This is a genomic window from Steroidobacter cummioxidans (genome assembly GCF_003104955.1).
Genome location: NZ_LSRW01000005.1, coordinates 104071 through 121477, shown reverse-complemented (window position 1 = coordinate 121477; position 17407 = coordinate 104071). Strand labels below are relative to the sequence as shown.

Annotated in this window: 11 protein-coding genes; 8 read left to right on the top strand and 3 right to left on the bottom strand. The window is 61.3% G+C overall.

What is annotated here, in order from left to right; translation table 11 throughout:
• Positions 1–63: 63 nt before the first annotated feature.
• On the bottom strand, positions 64–849 hold the full coding sequence (locus D0550_RS04215; RefSeq protein WP_116807904.1) for a FadR/GntR family transcriptional regulator: 786 nt from the start codon (positions 847–849) through the stop codon (positions 64–66).
• Positions 850–1155: 306 nt separating this feature from the next.
• On the opposite strand from D0550_RS04215, the gene D0550_RS04210 reads away from it, so the two are divergent.
• The 8 genes from D0550_RS04210 to D0550_RS04170 all read left to right on the top strand — a co-directional run bounded on the left by D0550_RS04210 (position 1156) and on the right by D0550_RS04170 (position 13121).
• Entirely contained in the window at positions 1156–3957 is a 2802-nt protein-coding gene (locus D0550_RS04210; protein ID WP_206606081.1) for a TonB-dependent receptor, read from the top strand.
• Between the two features lie 113 nt (positions 3958–4070).
• A complete protein-coding gene (locus tag D0550_RS04205; RefSeq protein WP_116807856.1) occupies positions 4071–5978 on the top strand; it encodes a gamma-glutamyltransferase family protein in 1908 nt (635 codons plus the stop codon).
• 207 nt (positions 5979–6185) lie between these two features.
• Positions 6186–8315, top strand: coding sequence for a putative bifunctional diguanylate cyclase/phosphodiesterase (locus D0550_RS04200; protein WP_116807855.1), 2130 nt, complete (start codon positions 6186–6188; stop codon positions 8313–8315).
• Between the two features lie 130 nt (positions 8316–8445).
• A complete protein-coding gene (locus D0550_RS04195) occupies positions 8446–8874 on the top strand; it encodes a hypothetical protein (RefSeq protein ID WP_116807854.1) in 429 nt (142 codons plus the stop codon).
• Positions 8871–10370 (top strand): glycerol kinase GlpK, encoded by a 1500-nt coding sequence (gene glpK, locus D0550_RS04190; RefSeq protein ID WP_116807853.1) that lies wholly within the window; start codon positions 8871–8873, stop codon positions 10368–10370. The genes D0550_RS04195 and glpK overlap by 4 nt, the downstream gene beginning before the upstream one ends.
• 1 nt (position 10371) lies before the next feature.
• Entirely contained in the window at positions 10372–11778 is a 1407-nt protein-coding gene (locus D0550_RS04185) for a M48 family metalloprotease (protein ID WP_116807852.1), read from the top strand.
• Positions 11779–11954: 176 nt separating this feature from the next.
• Positions 11955–12191, top strand: a complete 237-nt coding sequence (locus D0550_RS04180; RefSeq protein ID WP_116807903.1) for an AbrB/MazE/SpoVT family DNA-binding domain-containing protein — start codon at positions 11955–11957, stop codon at positions 12189–12191.
• A gap of 312 nt (positions 12192–12503) precedes the next feature.
• Positions 12504–13121 (top strand): Fic family protein, encoded by a 618-nt coding sequence (locus D0550_RS04170; RefSeq protein WP_116807850.1) that lies wholly within the window; start codon positions 12504–12506, stop codon positions 13119–13121.
• A 38-nt stretch (positions 13122–13159) separates the two neighbouring features.
• Here D0550_RS04170 and D0550_RS04165 read toward each other — a convergent pair whose 3' ends face one another.
• Both D0550_RS04165 and pbpC read right to left on the bottom strand, forming a co-directional pair.
• Positions 13160–14914 carry a monovalent cation:proton antiporter-2 (CPA2) family protein gene (locus D0550_RS04165; RefSeq protein ID WP_116807849.1) on the bottom strand — a complete coding sequence of 585 codons (1755 nt, stop codon included), beginning with the start codon at positions 14912–14914 and terminating at the stop codon, positions 13160–13162.
• Between the two features lie 108 nt (positions 14915–15022).
• Positions 15023–17341 carry a penicillin-binding protein 1C gene (pbpC, locus tag D0550_RS04160; RefSeq protein ID WP_116807848.1) on the bottom strand — a complete coding sequence of 773 codons (2319 nt, stop codon included), beginning with the start codon at positions 17339–17341 and terminating at the stop codon, positions 15023–15025.
• Positions 17342–17407 lie beyond the last annotated feature (66 nt).

Genomic DNA, 17407 nt, shown 5'->3' with positions numbered 1-17407 from the left:
ACATCGGCCGATGGTTTGCATCAGGGGCTCGTCGATGACAACGTCGACGAGCCCCTGTGTTTTTCAGCCTGAATCGCGCACCAGCCGGCTGTCGGTCCAGTTGTCGGGCCAGCGCTTCACCGGCATGTCGGTGATGGCCAGTCGGATCAGCTCCGCCATCGATGCGCGCGCTTGTTCCGTGTTTTTTGCTTCGATGGCCTCGAGCACGCGCCAGTGTTCGGGCAGCGGGTCGCGCTTCAGTGCCTGCTCGCGTTGTTTGTATTCCGTGAGTGCATGCACTGCCGCGGCCACGCCATTTGTCAGTGAAATGATAAAAGGATTTCTGGTGGCCCGCAGCAATTCGGAATGAAATTCCTTATCGGCGATGCGGCCTGCCTCGACGTTCACGGTATGCAGGCTCATCCTCTGCAGCGCGTTGCGCATCACTTCGAGATTTTTGTCACTGCGCCGCGCGGCTGCGATCGCCGCGGCTTCGGGCTCGATGATGGTGCGCAATTCAAACAAACCTTGCAGCACTTCCAACTCGGGCTCGCCAGCAAACACCCAGGCGAGCACATCCGGATCTAACAAATGCCATTGCTCGACCGCGCTTACGCGCGTGCCTGTGCGAGTCCGGCTTTGCACCAGTCCTTTCGCCGCCAGCATGCGCACGGCTTCGCGATAGGCGGAGCGCGACACTTTCAGCTGTCCGCTCGCTTCGATCTCGCCAGCCAGCACATGGCCGGGACGATAGCGGCCCGACACGATGCGCAGCCCCAGATCGCGCGCGATGGAGCTGTGCAGACGCAGCTCTTTGCGATTTTTCGGCTCGCCCGCGGCGGCAACTTTGCTCGACTTGGTAACGGACATCGGCGCCTTCTGGAGGTCGCGCATGCGACCGTTGTGATTGTCCGGGGGCGCGGCAGGGATCACAAGTGATCGCGCAGGAGGTGGGTACCCTGCGGCTTACAAATATTGTAACCTATTATTCCTACTGGAGTTTTTTAACAAAAAGCCGACTCGTGCCGGGCCCCACTGGCAGCTCGCCCCGATCCCAATCTTGATTTGTCCGACATTTTGCAGCTAGCATTTGTCTGAGAAATCAATTCAAGCCTAACGGCAGCTCTGGGGGATAGCATCGTGGCGAAGCTAATCAGGATTCGTTCGGCGTCTGCTATGGCAGCGCTTTCCTTGTCGGTGAGCGCACTCGCGCAACAAACGACGCAGACGACCGAGCTCGAAGAGGTCATCGTCAGCGGCGTGCGCGGCAGCTTGGTGCAGGGCCTGGAAAACAAGCGCAATTCAACGCAGGTCGTCGAGTCCATCGTGGCCCAGGACATCGGCAAGCTGCCCGACAACAACGTCGTCGAAGCTCTGCAACGTATCACCGGCGTGCAGATCACCGATCGCGGCGGCGGCGAAGCCGAAGGCATCGTGATTCGCGGTCTGAACGACGTGACCACGACCTGGAACGGCCGCAACGTGTTCACCGCCTCGTCCCGCGCATTGGCGCTGCAAGACATTCCCTCGAACCTGATCGGCAGGATCGATGTGTACAAGACCCGCTCGGCTGATCAGCTCGAAACCGGCCTGGCCGGCCAGATCGATGTGAGCACGCGCCGGCCATTCGACTTCGACGATCTGGAAATCTCCTTGAACGCTCGCGCGACTACGCAGGAACAGCGCGATGAGATCGACCCGAACGCCAGCTTGCTGATCGCCAACACCTGGGAAGTCGGCCAAGGGCGCTTCGGCGTCATGGCGAACGCCAGCTACTCGCGTGTGCGCTATCGGGATCAAAGCGTGACCGCCGGTGCGATGGTGCCGTTTCTGACCGAGAACGCGCAGCCGAATGGCTTCGGCGCCGGCGATAATTGCGATCACACGCGTCCTTACAACCCGAACTGGGTGCCGCTGGAGCGCATCTTCAACGGCGATTGCCGTCTGACTCGTCCGGGCGGCGAGGCGCCGCAGTTCTGGCAGCCGGGTACCGACGCCGGTTTGTCGACCACACCGGGCTCCACCATCACCATGGACGGTACGCCGTACGAATATCTGCTGGCGCGCGACGCGCTGTTTGCCAGCGATTTCCAAGGCGACCGCGAGCGTCCGGCCGCGGCCGTGGCGGTGCAGTGGGCGCCCAATGACACCTCCGAATACACCTTCGAAGCCTTCTATCAGGGTTATCGCGAGGAGATGTTCAACAATCTGCATTTCACGTTTGCGGATTGGTGGGGCACGCTGGGCCCGAATCCGGGCTCGACCTACACGCTGTATCCAGGCACGAACATCATGAAGACGCGCACCGTCGGCGCACCGTTCGGCTTCAATAGCGGCGACGCTACCAAGCAGGACACCGATACGTTCGTGTACGCATTGAACGGCAAATGGCAGCTGAGCGACCGCTTCTCGCTGTCGGCCGATCTGTCCGTGCAGAACAGCGAGTTCAACACCCGCTTCATCGCCGTGCGCACCGAGCGCGTGCCCGATTCGATCACTCTGGATTTCAACGCGGGCAACGGCATTCCGTCGTGGCACTTCAATGACGACGCGGAACTGCTCGATCCAAACTCGTGGAACGTCGGCGCGTTGTTCCAGAACCGCGGTCGTCAGAAAGGCGGCGCCGAGACGTTGCAGATCGACGGCCACTACGACCTGGGCGATGGCCTGTTCCGCCTGCTGAGCTTTGGCGTGCGCTACGACGATCGCTCGGCTGAGTCGCATAGCCCGCGCCCCACGCCCGAGCCGTTCCTCGGCCGCAACATGTCGACGCTGCCCTCCGGGATGATTTACGCCAACCGCGGCTTCTTCGATGGCCACGGCGACATCCCGACCGCGTGGGCCGTCGTGAATGGTTATTACCTGCTCGACCACGCCGACGAAGTGCGGGCGCTGTATGGCGCGGCCGCCGGTGGCCCGGTGTTGAAGCGTGCTTTCGAAGTGAAGGAGCGCACCGCTGCCGCCTATATCCAGACCGACATCGCGATCGGCAAGCTGCAGGGCCAGTTCGGCCTGCGCTACGTCACGATCGACACGCCGATGCAGTTCACCGATGTCATCACGGACGCGCGCTCATCGACGAAGAAGAGTGACAGCGACCTGCTGCCGTCGATGACATTGCGTTATGCGCTGACGGATGACATCAATGTTCGTTTCAACTACGGCGAGACGCTGCGTCGACCGGCCTTCTCGGATCTGAACTCGAACTTTGCGCTCGTTGGCGACCTGACCCAGGTCACCTACGGTACGGGTACGGGCGGCAATCCGGACCTCGAAGCGGCCAAGGCCAAGAACTACGATCTGACCGCCGAGTGGTACTTCGCCACGGACAGCGCGGTGTATGCAACGCTGTTCCGTCGCGACATCGATGGTCTGGTGGTGCCGCTGACCCGTCAAATCACGATCCCGGACACCGGCTTGAATACCGAATCATTCATGGTCACGCAGCCCGTGAACGCCTCCGACGGCAAGCTCGAGGGTCTCGAGCTGGGCTTTGTATACTTTCCGGACTATCTGCCCGGTGTATTGAAGGGCCTCGGTGTCACTGGCAGCTTCACCAAGCTCGACTCCGAGCAGACCATTCCGCTCAGCAATTCCGCGGGCCAGATCGTCGGCACGGAGAAATCCGAGTTCTTCGGTGTGTCCGATACCTCGTACAACATCACCTTGGCGTACGACCGCGCTGGCGTCGGCGCGCGACTGTCCTACGTGTGGCGCGACGACTTCTTGAATAACAACGAAGCACGCATCTTCGCCAACCCGATCGGCGTTTGGCGCAAGTCGGAGGCGAGCCTGGATCTGCAGGTCTCTTATGACGTGAACGACAAGCTCGCCATCTCGTTCGACGCGGTCAATCTCACCGAAGAGATGCAGCAGGCGTACTACCGCTTCGGTTCGGCCGGCAGCCCGACAACGACCAACTTCGCCAATCTCCTGCTCAGTCGCTCGTTCGCGCTCGGCGTGCGCTGGCGGATGTAACAGCCCTTGAAGGAGCGGCGCGGTTCGTGCGCCGCTCCTTCTTCGATCTCATCGCGCTAAGATCCTGCCCTTCGCGCCGCCGCCCGGCGGCCGCCACGAGACAGGTAGGGTCAATGCCATTTCATTCCAAACGAGTGAGCGCCCGATTGGCCGTCGCGCTGGCCGCGTTCATCGCGACCGTCGCCGCGCCGGTACAAGCCAAAACAGTCAAACCGCCGCTGCACGGTCAGCACTGGGTCGCCGTCACTGGCAAACCGCTCGCTGCCACTGCTGGCGCGCGCATTTTCATGCAGGGTGGAAATGCGGTCGACGCGGCGTGCGCGATGATCGCTGCCACTTCCACCATGTGGGACGTGTTGAGCTGGGGCGGCGAGACGCAGGCGCTGATCTACAACCCGAACACTCGCAAAGTCATCGGCGTGAATGCGCTCGGCGTCGCGCCCACCGGCGCCACGCCCGAGTTCTATCACTCCAAAGGTTACGAATATCCGCCCGAGTTTGGTCCGCTCGCCGCGGTCACTCCGGGCACACCGGGCGGGATCATGGTGATGCTCGCCGAGTACGGAAAACTCAGCCTCGCTGAGGTGCTCGCGCCTGCAATCGAAATGGCCGACGGCTATCCCATCGAAGCGCAGACCGCCGACCTGATCGAGAAATGGAAGGATGAGCTGCGCAAGTGGCCCGAGTCACGCCGCACGTTCCTGGTCCACGAAGGCAAGGACGGCAAGCCTTTGCCCGGGTACTCCCGCGTCGGCCCGGAAGCCGGGGAGATCTTCCGTCAACCCGAGCTCGCGGTGACATTGCGCAAGCTCGTCGATACGGAGGCGAAGGCACGCAAGGCCGGCAAGAATCGCAAGCAGGCCATCATGGCTGCTTACGATCGCTTCTATAAAGGCGACATCGCCAAAGAATTCGCGCGCGGCTCGCAAGAGCTCGGCGGCCTGCACACGGCCGAAGATCTCGCCAACTGGCAGGTCTATCTGGAAGAGCCCGTCAGCACCAATTACAAGGGCATCGACGTTTACAAGCTCACGACCTGGGTGCAGGGCCCGTCGATGTTGCAGGCTCTGAACATCCTTGAAAACTTCGATCTGAAGTCGATGGGTTACAACAGCACGCGTTACATCCACACGATGTATCAAACCATGAGCCTGGCGTTCGCCGATCGGGATTTCTATTACGGCGATCCGCGCTTTCCACCTGAAGTGCCCATCAAAGGCCTGCTCTCCAAGGAATATGCCCGCGAGCGCGCCAAGCTGGTCCAGGAAGATCGCAACGATCCCGACATTCGTCCCGGCGATCCGTATCCCTTCCAGGGCGCGACCAATCCGTTCAAGACCCAGCTCGAGGCGTGGCGTACGGTCAAGCCCGGCAAGGACAAGCCGAAGCCGAATCAATGGAGCCCGACGGCGCTGGCCGAATTCGATCGCACGTTCCGGCTCGGCACCACCAGTGTCGAGACGGTCGATAAGGAAGGATGGGTCGTTTCCGTGACGCCGAGCGGCGGCTGGTTGCCGGCCACCATTGCAGGCAAGACCGGCATCGGCATGAGCCAGCGCATGCAAAGTTTCGTGCTCGATCCCAACGACAATCCCTTCAACGTCGTCGCGCCGGGCAAGCGCCCCCGCGCGACCCTGACGCCGTCGATGGCGTTGAAGGACGGCAAGCCGTATCTCGCTTTTGCCGTACAAGGCGGCGATACGCAGGAACAAAACCTGCTGCAGTTCTTCTTGAACGTGGTCGAGTTCGGCATGACGCCGCAGGAAGCGGCCGAAGGCGCCAACATCACCACGTATCAACTGCGCGATTCGTTTGGGGCACACGAATCGATTCCCGGCCGCCTGACGCTGGCTGAATCGGTGCCGCCTTGGGTGCGCAACGAGCTCATCAAGAAAGGTTACAAATTGGAATTTTCGGCAAACAATTCCGGGCCCATCACGGCCATTCAGATCGATATGAAACATGGCACGTTCTGGGGCGCGGCGGCGTATCACGGCGAGGACTACGGCATCGCCTGGTAACTTTCTGCGGGCAGCTCCTGCGCGTCCATGCGCCCGCTGCATTCGGGCTTCCTGCCCAGCACGGCTCGCTTTTGGGGCGAGCCGCTGCACTTCGCGGGTGCAGGCGGCGAAGCCATTGACGCCGCCCATCATTTCTGTGACAAAGCCCCGCGCGATTGCGCTCTCGCAGCTGCTATTCAGTGGTTCTGGTCACGATAATTAAAAGGCATGCAGCCCACCGCCACATTGATCCCGCACGAACCGACTGTCAGTTACGACACCGCAGGGAGCACCGAAACCGCACGCATGCTCCGTACGTTGATCGGCAACCTCGACGGTATGGTGTATCGCTGCCGTGACGATGCCGACTCGACCATGGAGTTCGTCAGCGAAGGCGTGCGCCGGCTGACCGGTTACGATGCTTCCGATCTGTTGTTCAACAAGCGCATTTCCTACCAGCAAATTACCTATCCAGATGATCGAGAGCGGATTCGCACCGAGATGGATGCTGGTCTGCGCACGCACGGCCGTTTCGACTGCGAGTACCGCATCGTCCATGCGACCGGCGAGATTCGCTGGGTGTGGGAGCGGGGCACCGGCATCTATGACATGCACGGCAAGCTGCAGGCCATCGAAGGGCTGATCCAGGACATCACGGTACGCAAGCAATCCAGCCAGGCGCTGCGCGAGGCCGAGCGGCGCTATTACAACTTGTTCGAGAACGCCATCGAAGGCATTTTCCGCACCACTATCGATGGCCAGTATCTGGATGCCAATCCGGCGCTGGCTCGTATCTACGGTTTCGACAGCCCCATCGAGCTGATCGCTCAGCTCAAAGATATTCGTAACCAGCTGTACGTCGAGCCGTCGCGCCGCGAAGAGTTCATGGCGTTGGCGAAGGCGCGTGGCTCGGTCAGCGGCTTCGAGTCGCAGGTGTATCGCAAGACCGGCGAAGTCATCTGGATTTCCGAGAATGCGCGCGCCGTGTTCGACGAAGCCGGCCACGTCGTTTGTTACGAGGGCACGGTTGAAGACATCACCGAGCGCAAGCTCTATCAGGCTCGCATCGAGCAGCAAGCGAATTTCGACACCCTGACCGGTCTCGCCAATCGCTCGCTGCTCCACGATCGATTGCAGCAAGGCATTCGCTCCGCCGCCGCTTATGGCACTCGACTGGCCGTGGTGTTCGTCGACCTGGATCGTTTCAAGTTCATCAATGACGGGCTAGGGCATCACGTCGGCGATGAGCTGCTGCGCGCGATGGCTGAGCGGCTGCGATCGAGCGTGCGTGAAGGTGACACCGTGGCGCGATTGGGCGGCGATGAGTTCGTGCTGCTCATCAACGGCCAGCGCGGGCCGGATGCGGTCGCGGTGGTGCTCGAGCGCATGCTTCAGGCGATCTCACAGCCCTGGACCAGTCCGCAGGGGGATTTCAATGTCACCTGCAGCATGGGCGTTGCCTTGTACCCGAACGATGGCCTGAATGCGGAAACCTTGCTCAAGCATGCCGACCAGGCGATGTACCGTGCCAAGGAAAAAGGCCGGAACAACTTCCAGTTCTTTACCGCCGAGCTGAACGCGCTGATCACGGAACGGCTGGAGCTGGAGAACAAATTGCGTCGTGCGTTGGAGCGTCAGCAGTTCTCGCTGCACTATCAGCCGCGCGTGGATATGCGGACGCGGCGAATCACCGGCGCGGAGGCGTTGATCCGTTGGCACGTGTCGAATGAAGAGACCACGCCGCCGTCCCGATTCATTCCCATTGCGGAAGAGATCGGTTTGATCGTGCCCATCGGCAAGTGGGTGCTGCGTGCTGCCTGCGCTCAGAACAAGGCCTGGCAAGATGCGGGGCTGCCCCCGTTCGTCGTTTCAGTGAACGTGTCAGTGCGACAGTTTCGACAGGACAACCTGGTACAAACCATCGCCGAGGTGTTGCGCGAGACTGGCCTCGAGGCACGCTATCTCGAAGTGGAGCTGACCGAGAGCGCCGTCATGCACGACGCCGATCAGTTCATCGCCATGCTTGGCCAGCTCAACGACCTCGGCGTGCAGATCGCGCTGGACGATTTCGGCACCGGCTATTCCAGCCTCAGCTATCTGAAGCGGTTCCCCGTCGATCGCCTCAAAGTGGATCGCTCGTTCGTGCAGGACATCGACCACGATCAGGACGACGCGACCATCGTTCGCGCCATCATTGCGCTTGGCCACAACCTCGGCCTGAAGGTCGTCGCCGAAGGCGTCGAGACCGAGCAGCAGATCGAATTTCTGCGCGCCAATCACTGCGACGAGCTGCAAGGCTTCTACTTCGGCCGCCCGTTGCCCGGCGACGAATTCATGCGCGAATTCCTGATCTACTAAAAGGGGACAGATCTATTTTCCGTGCGCTGCCGCGGGCGCGGCCGGCGTCGCTACCGAAAATAGATCTGTCCCCTTTCAGTCTGGTTTCGTGCTATTCAACCGGCCAACGTCGCAGCGGGGTGAATAGCTCATGAGTGTCCTACCGACGCGTTCCATCATCGCAGACCCAGTCACGGTTGCCTTCGAGAATGGCTCGCTCGACCCGGCGCAGTTCAGCCATCGGATGCACTTGTCGCTCGCATGGGGTTACCTGCAGCGCGATGGGTTTCCCGACGGCGCGCTGCAGTTCCGCCGGCACTTGCAGAACTACGTTGCCAAGGTCGGCGCGCAGAGCAAGTATCATGAGACCATCACCTGGGCCTACTTGGTGCTGCTGAACGAGGAGCTGTGCCTGCGATCGCCGGCGGGTGAATCGTTCGAGGCAATGATTCAGCGGCGCCCGGATTTGCTCGATCACCGCAACGGCCCGATCTCGCGGTGTTACAGCCAAGCCCAGCTCGATTCCCCCGAAGCACGCCGTGTGTTCATGTTGCCGGCTACTGAGAGGGGCGCGCCATGAGTTCCTTCGTTGGCGCCCTCGATCAAGGCACGACCAGCACGCGCTTCATCGTATTCGATCAGGCTGGCAACGTCGTTGCCTGTGCTCAACAGGAACATCCGCAGATCTTCCCGCAGCCCGGCTGGGTCGAGCACTCGCCGACCGACATCGCTCGCAACACCGATGCGGTGATTGCCGAAGCCTTGCGCTCCGCGACACTCACGGCCAAGGATCTCGTTGCAATTGGCATCACCAATCAGCGCGAGACGACCCTGATCTGGGATCGTCGCACCGGCGAACCTTTGTACAACGCGCTGGTGTGGCAAGACACTCGCGTCGATCCGCTGGTCGCGTACTTCTCGGGACAGGGCGGCAAAGACCGCTTTCGCGCACTCACCGGTTTGCCACTGGCGAGCTATTTCAGCGGGCTCAAGCTGAAGTGGCTGCTGCAGAATGTGCCCAACGCCCGGGAGCTCGCCGATGCCGGACATCTCATGTTCGGCACGATGGACACCTGGGTGTTATGGAATTTGACCGGTGGTGTGCAGGGCGGCCTGCATCTCACCGACGTAACGAATGCGAGCCGCACGCAGTTGATGGGGCTGAACTCCCTGCAATGGGAAGATGAGCTGCTGCAAACGTTTTCGATCCCGCGCAGTGTGTTGCCAGAAATTGCGTCGTCCAGTGAGGTCTACGGCGAAGTCGCCGACGGTCCGCTCAAAGGCGTGCCCATCGCCGGCATTCTGGGCGATCAGCAGGCGGCGCTGGTCGGTCAAACCTGCTTTCAGCCTGGCGAGGCCAAGAACACCTATGGCACCGGCTGCTTCCTGCTCATGAACACCGGACACAAACCGGTGTCGTCGGCTGCCGGTCTCGTGACCACCGTCGCATATCAGTTTGGCAGGAATCCCGCATGCTTTGCGTTAGAAGGTTCGATAGCGATTTCCGGCGCACTGGTGCAATGGCTGCGCGACAACTTAGGCCTGATTCGCAATAGCAGTGAGATCGAGGCGCTCGCAGCCAGCGTGCAGGACAACGGCGACGTTTACATCGTGCCGGCGTTCTCCGGGCTGTACGCGCCCTATTGGAAGGATCACGCGCGCGGAGTGATTACAGGGCTGACGCGTTACGCGAATCGCGGGCACATCGCTCGCGCCGCGCTGGAGGCGACGGCATATCAAACGCGCGACGTGGTCGCCGCGATGGAGCAGGACTCCCGCATTCAATTGCAGGAGCTGCGTGTGGATGGCGGCATGGTCGTGAACGAGCTGTTGATGCAGTTTCAATCGGACATTCTGGATGTGAGTGTGGTGCGGCCCAAAGTAACCGAGACGACCGCCTTGGGCGCGGCGTATGCCGCGGGCCTCGCGACTGGCTATTGGAAGAGCACCGAGGATCTACGCCGCAATTGGGCTGTTTCACACACCTGGCAGCCCCGCATGAGCAAGGAAGATCGCGGGCACTTGTATTCGTCCTGGCAAAAAGCGGTGACGCGCTCGTTCAACTGGGTGGAGTGACATGTCGGCGGCCGAGCTTCCTCTGTGGACTGCGGCAGAGCGCGAAAGCTTCTTTGCCGCCATTGCGCGGCATCGTCGCGCGGCATGGCAGGTGAGTGCGGTCGCTGGTGTTTGTATTGCAATCCTTGCGTTCGTCGTCGCGACGCTGACGGCACCGCTGTTCTATGCGCTGATCGGATTGCTGCTCGACGTAATCAATCTATTCGTGCCCATGCCCGATCTGCTGGGGGCGATGCTGGAGACGTTGGGCGACGTCAGCGACCACATGGAGACCCTGCCCGCGAGTCGTTGGTTGTATCTCGCGATTGTCGCAGCATTGCCTGGACTGGTTGCCGTGGTGGTTGTCTTGCTGACGTTGCGACGTATCGTGCGCGAAGCCGAGGCGAGCGGTGTGCAGGAACTGGCGCTCCGAGCACCGAGCCCGAGCGTGCTTACGGAACAGCGACTCGCGAACGTGGTCGCTGAAATGGCCATCGCCGCCAACATCAAGATGCCGAAGGTCGCGATCATCGACACGCCCAGCGTCAACGCCGCTGTATTCGGGCCTGATGACGAATCGGTCACGGTGCTGGTTTCCACAGGTCTGTTGGAAAAGCTGAATCGCGAGCAGATGCAGGCGGTCGCCGGCCATCTCATCGGACTCATCGCCAACGGCGATGTGGTGCAAGGGATGCGCGTTGCTCAGACACTGAGCTTGTTTGGTTTCGTCGCCCGGCTCAGCGACGGCATCGTCGATCCACCTGCCTGGACACGACTGTGGCAAACGCTGCGTGAAGCTTTGCAGCAGGGCGCATCGAGTGCGGACTCTCGCTTGATCCTCGAGCTAATCAATCCATTCGGTCAGACCAAGGCCCGGCCGTCAGGTGGGGACACGTCGAACAAACTCACCTGGCGTGAGTGGATTCGCATGCCGCTCTATGGCCCGCTCGTCATCAGCGGATTCTTTGGCGGCATGGTCAGCAATTTCTTTCTGGAGCCGCTGCTCGCCTTGATCTGGCGCCGTCGCAAATATCTGGCCGACGCTATCGCCGTGCAACTCACTCGCGATCCCCAAGCCCTCAGCCACGCCCTCGGCGAACTCGGTAACGGCAGTAGCTTTCCCGCCTGGTGCTCTCACATGCTCATCGCCGGCGGCGCCCATCGCGGCGGATTGCTCAGTGGTTCGAGCGTGCCCATGTATCCGGCGCATGACAAACGCCTCAAGGCTCTCGCGCGCATGGGCGCTACCGTCGTGCTATCGCCGCCTCGTCGCACACCATTGTGGCTTCAAATGGTCATTGCCGCCGCCGGCGTGGTCGTCGTCGCGCTGATGAGCGTTGCGACTTATTTGTTGGTGATGGTCTCGATTGCGCTCTCGGGCCTGTTCACGCTGTTTCCCACGGTCATCCTGCACGCGCTGCTGCGGTGAGTTGCTCTGCAGGGGATTGCGCGAATTCCTTCTCTTGCGCTCCCCGCCAGTCGTCGTAATGTGTCCGTGGCGAAACGCGAGCATTTGCCGCGGAGCGTCGCACTCAGAATCGCTGGACATCCAAACGAGAGGCTTCCACCATGTCTGCAAAGCGCTCACCGAATCGAGGAAGCAACGTGACGACAGTGACCGTTTCGCCCAGGTTCCAGGTGGTCATTCCGCAGGTCATCCGCGATGCCCTCGGCATTAAGCCCGGCCAGCGGATCCAGGCGTTGCAATACCAGGATCGAATCGAACTCATCCCGCTGCGGCCAATGCGCAAAGCGCGCGGGATGCTTGAAGGCATCGATACCTCAGTGAAACGAGATCATGCATGGTTCGACGACTTCGTCGCATTGCGCACCGCGCCATAAACAACAGGCCGGCCCATAACCCAAGGCGAGTCGGCTATGTCGCTATATATAGTGAAGCGACGGAACCGGTTATCCATGAGTCGTAAGCGGAGACCGAGAACGCCATGAACAACAATATGCTCGAGATTAAGACCAGCGAACACCTATTGTCTGCCCTCACAAAGAGTGCGTCCAAGAAGCTTACGCCACACGAAATGCTCGAACAGCGCGTGTCTTTCGTTTATGGATCCATTTCCGCCGCAAGCGGAGTTACGCGCGAGCAAGTCAAGCGAGTGATCGTGGAGCGAGAGGGGGGCGCCATGGAGTGCGCTTGTGATTCTCTTTGAAATAACTCAAACCGAACAGCATCCGACCTATCAAGAGCTCGAGATCGCCAACGGCAATCGGCAGTATGACTTTCTAAGATCGATCGTTGCTGCCGCCCTCGCAATGGGCCGGCCGTTCCTGTCAGCGCACATCGTCAAGGCGCTGAACTTCCAGGCCATTACTTGCCTTCATACCAATTCCGGCGAGTACCGCCCCTGCCCGGTCATCGTTGGCGAGTATCGGCCCCCAGAGCACTTCCGTGTCGATGCGCTCATGGAGGATTTCGTCAACTGGGTCAATCGACGCTGGGAGGCTGCCGATCCGGTGGCCTTGGCGGCGTTTGTGCTCTGGCGCATGAACCACATACACCCGTTCATCAACGGCAATGGTCGAACAGCCCGAGCCGCCTGCTACTTCGTTTTATGCGTAAAGTTGGGGCAGTGGCTGCCAGGCACCACTATCCTGCCTGAACTGATTCGAAGGGAGCGCGATGCTTACGTGGTCGCCTTGCAAGCAGTTGACGAGTCGCTCAAAGCAGGGGTGTTAGATATGAAGCCCTTGCACACATTGCTGTCGCAGTTGCTCGAAGAACAGATTGCGAGTGGGACTTCGCCTGCCGATTAGGTGGCGGACGCCATATTAATCGGAAATAGAAACGTCGCTTACGCCCCCGGATCCTTCGGCGACCCTGCAATCCCTTCGGTTCTCAACCACTGAGTGAGGACCTTGCAGCGCTCTTCGGAGACGCCGAGGCTGCGCAGCGCGTAGTCCGTCATCTCGAGTGCGAGTTCGAGTTCGCCCATGACGGCACGGTCGACGCCCTGGCGGATGAGATATTTCAGCTCGGAAGAGCTGTGAGTGCGCACGATGATGGCGATATTGGGATTCTTGACGCGGGCGAGCTCGAGGATGCGTCGGGCGTGGAAGCCGTCGGGTGATGCGATCACCAGCAAGCGTGCGTGTGCGATCTGCGCGAGGTCGAGCACACCATGAGCGGTGGCATCGCCGTACACCGCTGGGATCTTGTCCTCGCGCAGTTGATCGACCACGCGGCGGCTCATCTCGACGACGACGTACTCGAGACCCTGTGCCTGCAAGCCATAACCGACCACGCTGCCGACGCGGCCGTAACCGACGATCACCGCGTGATTGCGCAGATTGGAAACTTTCTGATCGCGCGGCAGTGCTTTGAGCTTGCCGTCTTTGGGGGTAAAGAACGCGAGCAGCCTGGGCCGCTCGTTCACCCAGCGTGCGATCGGCTCGATGGTCGCGAAGGCGAACGGGTTCAGAGTGATCGATAGCAGCGCGCCCGCGAGGATCAAGTCGCGACCTTCGGCCGGCAGCAAACCGAGTCCCACGCCCAGGCCGGCAAGAATGAAAGAGAACTCGCCGATCTGCGCCAGGCTCGCCGAGATCGTCAGTGCCGTGCGCACCGCGTAACCGAACGCCATCACGATCGCAAACGCCGCCAGCGACTTGCCCACCATGATGACGAACAGCACGCCGAGCAAATCCAGCGGCTGACGCAGGATCACCGCGGGGTCGAACAACATGCCCACGGACACGAAGAACATCACCGCAAAAGCATCTTGCAAGGGCAGCGAGTTCTCCGCCGCCTGATGGCTGAGATCCGACTCGGCCAACATCACGCCGGCAAAGAACGCACCGAGCGCGAAAGACACATCGAACAGCATTGCCGATCCGTAAGCGATGCCGAGCGCAATGGCCAGCACCGCCAGTGTGAACAACTCACGAGAGCCGGTGCGCGCGACCTGTGCCAACAACCAAGGCACGATGCGTCGGCCACCGACCATCATCAGCGCCACGAAGATCGCGACTTTCAACGTCGTCAGCCCCAGGCTTGTGAGCAGACTGGATTGCCCGACCTCACCGCCCGTATGTGCGAGCGCGGGCAAGAACACCAACGCGAGCACCATCGCCAGGTCTTCGACGATCAGCCAGCCAACCGCGATGCGGCCCTGTTCAGTATCCAGCTCGTTGCGTTGCTCGAGCGCTCGTAACAACACGACGGTACTGGCGACCGACAGCGCCAGCCCGAAAACGACACCCGCCGCCGTGCTCCAGCCCCACAACCGCGCCAGCCCCCAGCCAATGATCGTTGCCACCGCGATCTGCACGACTGCGCCGGGCAACGCGATCCTGCGCACCTTGAGCAAGGTGCCGATCGAGAAGTGCAGTCCGACACCGAACATCAGCAGGATCACGCCGATTTCCGCCAGCTGCCCCGCCAGTCCCGCGTCGGCGACGAAGCCCGGCGTGAACGGGCCGATTGCAATTCCGGCGACCAGATAACCCACCAGCGGCGGCATGCGCAGCCGGGAGGCGAGAAAGCCAAATCCCAGGGCCAGCACGAAGCCCACGGCGATCAGGGCAATCAGGTCGGATTGATGGTGCATGCGCTAGCGGTTACCTGTGGTCGACTGGCGCGGACGCAGCGGCACCCGCGAGGCTCTCAATAGTAACCGCTCCGCTCGAATCGTCGATGGGTTCGGCGTGAGACCTGATTAACGAACCAGCTCGACGACCAGCTCCCGGCTGTCGGCGCGGCCGCGATCGTCCACCGTGCGCACCATATAGTGACCGGCACGTGACGGATGCCAGCCGATCGCCACGCCGGGCGTGCCGGTCCCGACGTAACTTTCGTTGACGAACCAGTGCAAGCGTCGCACTTCGCTGTCCGCGTTGGCGGCCAATGGAATCGCCTCGCTGCCGACGCGGCCACTGCGTACGGTGTAAGTCACAGCGATGACAGGCGATGTGATTTGCGGCGCGGTGCCACTGGGAACATCTCGTTGGCAATCTGCCGGCGGCGGAGGTCGCCGACGCGGCATGCCCGCCTGAGCGAACAATTGCAACAGATCCGTAGGCCAGAATTCATAAACCTCGCTACGTATATATGCCGAATCGTACGGCGGGCAGGCCTGCTCGCCGGTTCTGGTATCGATCCAGACGCGACGATGAATCTGACTCACGCGAATCGGTGACACGCCGGGGATGTACCAAGTGCTCACCACCTGCGGGCACTCTGCATTCGGCAGATCACCCGAGGCGCTGCAGACTTCGACTCGCTCCATGCGCGGTGGCTGCCGATAAATGGGCTCGACTGGTTTTTCCTGAGATGCGAGTGCATCGAGCAGGCGGAAGAACAACGGTGCCGCTGCCTGCACGCCGACGAATGCCGGATTGCCGCGGCCGTCGAAGTTGCCGACCCACACGACCAGTACGTAGGGACCGAAGGTGCCAGCAGTCCAGGCATCGCGGAATCCCCACGAAGTGCCGGTTTTCCACGCGGCTTGCACGCCGCTGCGACGACGCGCAAATGAATCCTCGGGCCGCGGTGCTGAGCGCAGCATATCCAGCGTCATGAAACTCGCTTCTTCCGACAGCATGCGAACACCGTCGGTCCGTGGCTCTTCGGTGAGATAACGCAGCGGAGCGAGGCGGCCGCGATTTGCCAGCATGGCATACAACGTGGCGGTCTCTTCCAGCGTGACTTCGCCACCGCCCAACGTCAGTGCCAGGCCGTAGTGTTTTTCGCTCGCCATTCCGGTGATGCCGGCGCCACGCAGAAATTGATAGAACGACGGTGTCGACAGTTGGGATGCGAGCGTCAGTGCCGGCACATTGCGAGAACGGATCAATGCTTCACGCGCAGTGATCGGCCCGACGAAACGGCCGTCGAAATTCTCCGGGTTGAAGGGGCCGAACGCGGTCGGCGTGTCCTTCAGCACGGTTTGCGGATGGATCACGCCCTGGTCGATGGCGAGCGCGTAGATGAACGGTTTCAGCGCCGAGCCTGGCGAGCGTTTGGCGAACGTGCCGTTGACCTGACCTTCGATATCGGCGGCAAAGAAATCGGCCGAGCCGATCATGGCGCGGACGGAAAGATCCCGATAGTCCACCAGCATCGCGGCGGCGTTGTGGATACCGATATTGCTGTGCTCGCGAACGTAGGTCGTGATGACACGTTCGAGTGTTCGTTGCGCGCGAAGATCGAGCGTCGTGTTGACTGAATGAAGCGACGCGGGGCGTGCCCGTTGCAGAATTGCGTTCGTGAAGTGGGGCGCGGCGAAGGGCAGGTCGCGCATTGATGCGTAACGCAGCGGCGTGGCGACGTACTCCGTGGAGTTGGCGGCATCGGGATGCTGTTCCACCCAACGAGCGAAGAGGCGCAAGCGCGCGGCGCGGAGGTCGGCGGGTTCGTCAAGTGTGGGGGCGCGGCGTGCCGGTGACTGTGGGATGAGCACCAGCGTCAGCGCCTCGGAGAGTCCGAGTCGCTTCGCGGACTTATCGAAGTAGATCAGGCTCGCAGCGCCGACGCCCTGAATGTTTCCTCCATAGGGCATCAGGTTGAGATGCGCTTCGAGCAGATCCCGCTTCGAATAGCACAGCTCCAATTGGACCGCCCGCACGATTTGTTCGAGCTTGCCGCTGATCGTACGAGTGTTCAGGCCGTACATGAGGCGGGCGAGCTGCATCGTGATCGTCGACCCGCCGACCCGCGGTCCGCCGGAGTAGCTCGATACCGCGGCGCGAATTAGCGAGGCGGTGTTGAAGCCGGGGTGCCGGTAGAAATGCTGGTCCTCGTGAAGGAGCAGCGCCTCAACCAGCTCCGGCGAGATGTCGTCGAGCGACGTCCAAAGCCGGTACTGATGATCGCTCGCCAAGGTCAGTCGCAATAGTCGACCTTGTCGATCAAAGATGGCGGTGGACGATGCAATCCGCGCGGCCAGCGGCTCGCGCGGCCACAGGCGAATCGTGACGAGCGTCGCCGCTACAACCACGACTGCTATAGCAACGCTGATTGCTCGCCGCCAACGCATGTCACTCAAGCCCCGGATTCGACGAAGATCTAAGAAGGTTTTGCACGGGGAAGAAAAGGCCAGCTT

Bases quoted from the DNA above. Each gene is read 5' to 3' on its own strand.
- pbpC (WP_116807848.1), bottom strand. From the start codon at position 17,341: ATGCGTTGGCGGCGAGCAATCAGCGTTGCTATAGCAGTCGTGGTTGTA.
- D0550_RS04210 (WP_206606081.1), top strand. From the start codon at position 1,156: ATGGCAGCGCTTTCCTTGTCGGTGAGCGCACTCGCGCAACAAACGACG.
- glpK (WP_116807853.1), top strand. From the start codon at position 8,871: ATGAGTTCCTTCGTTGGCGCCCTCGATCAAGGCACGACCAGCACGCGC.
- D0550_RS04165 (WP_116807849.1), bottom strand. From the start codon at position 14,914: ATGCACCATCAATCCGACCTGATTGCCCTGATCGCCGTGGGCTTCGTG.
- D0550_RS04185 (WP_116807852.1), top strand. From the start codon at position 10,372: ATGTCGGCGGCCGAGCTTCCTCTGTGGACTGCGGCAGAGCGCGAAAGC.
- D0550_RS04195 (WP_116807854.1), top strand. From the start codon at position 8,446: ATGAGTGTCCTACCGACGCGTTCCATCATCGCAGACCCAGTCACGGTT.
- D0550_RS04215 (WP_116807904.1), bottom strand. From the start codon at position 849: ATGTCCGTTACCAAGTCGAGCAAAGTTGCCGCCGCGGGCGAGCCGAAA.
- D0550_RS04200 (WP_116807855.1), top strand. From the start codon at position 6,186: ATGCAGCCCACCGCCACATTGATCCCGCACGAACCGACTGTCAGTTAC.
- D0550_RS04205 (WP_116807856.1), top strand. From the start codon at position 4,071: ATGCCATTTCATTCCAAACGAGTGAGCGCCCGATTGGCCGTCGCGCTG.